Source organism: Desulfobacter vibrioformis DSM 8776 (assembly GCF_000745975.1).
Classification (GTDB): Bacteria; Desulfobacterota; Desulfobacteria; order Desulfobacterales; family Desulfobacteraceae; genus Desulfobacter; species Desulfobacter vibrioformis.
On the sequence record NZ_JQKJ01000071.1, the window covers coordinates 1 to 2,792 of the forward strand.

Here is a 2,792-nt window from a genome sequence, read left to right on the forward strand (position 1 = left end):
CCACCTGTATGGCGGCTTCGAGGGGCCTTCCCTCATCTTTTGTGCAGCATGGCTGCACTGTTTATTGCAACAGAGTCTGCCTTCGTGGCACACAATCATCGGCAAAACGAATCATGAAGCATTTTCCTTTCAACCGGGGCAGAACCTCTCGTACATACCATTCATCAAGCACATAGTGCAGAAATATGTTGCTTAGCACTGGAGATATCACACCGCCTTGCGGGGTCCCCTTTTCGGGATAGATGATGTTGCCTGCTTCCGACACTCCGGCGTTCAGCCACTTGCCGATCAGTCGCAGGATACCACCATCGTTTACCCTGAGTTGTATCATCTCCCTTAGCAACTTCTTGGAGATGTTGTCAAACAGTCCTGTAATATCAGCGCTCACGATCCAGTTGATGTTCAGACTTGTACATTTGTCCCGTATTTCGGCTATCGCCATATGCTGGCTGTGCCCTGAACGAAATCCGTGTGAAAAGTCGTGGAAGATGGGTTCATATACTACCTCCAGCAGACTGGTTACCGCCTTTTGAACGATTTTGTCCTCCAGGGCGGTAATGCCTATCGGTCTTTGCTTTCCATCTTCTTTATCGATCCAAATTCTTTTCACTGGAGATGCAACGTACTGACCTCTACGCAGCCGTTGGTGTAGATTATAGAGGTTTTTATCAAGTTCTACGGCATATTCTTTAGCCGTTACCTTGTCTACTCCGGTGGATTCATTCTTGCGCAGCTGTTTAAACGATTTCCGTAACAGGTGTAGATCTATTCTGTGAGCCAGTGAGATGAACACCATTTCCGGGTCCAACGTGGCTAACTCTTTGATCCGGGCAAGTGATGACTCCGGTATGAGTATTGGTGGACTATCACATGCTCCGCTCGCTGAAGATCCTCCAGGATCGCTCGCTACCTGCGACGCAATTTTCTGGGTTTGCGTTGATATGGTTGGTGATTTCTGTGTATCTCCCATAGTTCCTTCCAGAAAAACGTTATACCCTGCTTCACCTTCCCTACAGTGGGTCGCTTTGGGTGCCACTTCCCCACCTTCACGTACCGGTTAGGTCCGGTACATCGGTACTATGATCCACTAAGACTACCAATTGGCCATCACGGGTTTGTTCGCTCTTAACTATCCGCCCCCGTTACCTTGCGTTGCCCTTCTTTTATGTTTGTGTCTCCACCTGTGGCGGACTCATCTGCAGGCTAAGGTCTCCAAACAGATGTCGGGATTTTGCCCTCGGCCGGATCTCCTGTTACCGTTCTTCTTCTGCAAGGAACCAATTGGCCCTCCCCAGTTTCCGAGCTACCCCTTTGAGAACATGCCCTGGCCGAAGACCCCGGTGGTGACTCACAGGCTTGCCATAACGCCTTGTAAGTCTGCTGCCTTCCGTCACGCTGGAATGCGTCGGCTTTCCCCCTGCAATCGCAGGGTTTATCCTTATGGACCACAACTATACATTTTTCGGAGTTCAATACAGAGCCTGCAATCTTGTTCCATCCAGCTTCAGACCTCCGTCTCCGGTTTTGCCTGTGGATTTCACTAATGAACTGCCGGCTAAGCTTTGTTCATGTGGAACTTACACCCACTGGGTAACATTATCGAATTTCATCCTCCTGTTCGGTTGAATCCCAACGATTCGGATTTATCTGGGCACGACCAGCGTTTTGTTAGCCCTTATAATATTGTTTAAACTCCTCTGTTGGTTCTCTGTCTGAATAGATATAAACAGAATTACCAATGGGATCAATTACAGAAAAGCCCCTATCGCCCCAAGGATGGTCTTCCAAAGGCATTGCTATTTGAAAGCCCGCATCAATTAACCGATTATGTTCAGCATCTACATTTTCGACTTTAAAATTGAGCGTGATGCCTGTCCCATCATATGTTTGCATATCTTCTTGTGGTTGCATGAACTGGATCGTTGGGCCATCTTCTCCAAAGCTTAAATTTACGTACCAACCACAATCAAAAATAATTTTTGCCGCAAAATATTTGGTATAGAATTCGCGACAGCTATCTACATCATTTGTGCAAAAACATGTCGATAATTCAGTTGGTTTCATTACATCTCCATTTTTTTCAGTTCACTTCGGTGTTTGGGGGCTAACGGGGAGCTGAGGGGCCAGGCTTTTAAACCCCAAAACTTCCGATAAAAAGATAAATTTCCCTGAACCAGGGACTCCCGAAAGGCCGCGCAGTAAGCCTGGTCCCTCTCCAGCGTTTTGTTGGGCGTGGTCAATAGCTTTCCACTCTCGGTGTCTTTAATGCCCCTGGAACTGGAGCCAATTCGACGCCGTAAATACCAAGATCACTTCGCAAACCCAACTCCAATAGTTCGGCTTTTCTAAACAACTTTGACCAGTCTGGGTTAAGACCTGCCTCATAATCTGCCGCCGTTTTCTTCAATGCTTTCCTAAAGTCATAACAGATATTTGAAGTGTGTGGCCCCAAAAGAATTGCATGTTTGGAATCCCAAGCATTTACGCTATCAAGCAAGCTACTTAAAGACAGGCTTGGCTTATCTGGCGTTTGCAAAAATTTGACAAGGTCGCTTATTAACGAGTAAAGAGAAGGATAAACTTCAAGACGTGCTGAAACGAGTTGTTCAAGCAGTTTTTGTTGAGCACCAAGCTTAAGTTTGTCTACTTCTGATCGAACGCTTCGTCGAGCTGTAATCCATGCCACGATAACTGAAACAACGTAAGCGCTTAATAAACCACACCTTGGCAAGTACGGTTCGTTATGCGATATAAAGAGGACCTGCAAGACTGGGCATATCGAGATAGTGAGG

Annotated in this window: 3 protein-coding genes; all 3 read right to left on the reverse strand. The window is 46.8% G+C overall.

From position 1 onward, the window contains the following. Positions 1-61: 61 nt before the first annotated feature. Positions 62-970 (reverse strand): reverse transcriptase domain-containing protein, encoded by a 909-nt coding sequence (locus tag Q366_RS19055; protein ID WP_156968247.1) that lies wholly within the window; start codon positions 968-970, stop codon positions 62-64. Between the two features lie 698 nt (positions 971-1,668). Continuing rightward, a complete protein-coding gene (locus Q366_RS19060; RefSeq protein WP_035242378.1) occupies positions 1,669-2,064 on the reverse strand; it encodes a VOC family protein in 396 nt (131 codons plus the stop codon). A 172-nt stretch (positions 2,065-2,236) separates the two neighbouring features. Then, positions 2,237-2,792 (reverse strand): hypothetical protein (locus tag Q366_RS21665; RefSeq protein ID WP_211251924.1); only part of this gene is annotated, 556 nt, incomplete at its 5' end.

Excerpts from the sequence above, each read along its gene's own strand:
- Q366_RS19060 (WP_035242378.1), bottom strand. The coding sequence starts at position 2,064 with ATGAAACCAACTGAATTATCGACATGTTTTTGCACAAATGATGTAGAT.
- Q366_RS19055 (WP_156968247.1), bottom strand. The coding sequence starts at position 970 with ATGGGAGATACACAGAAATCACCAACCATATCAACGCAAACCCAGAAA.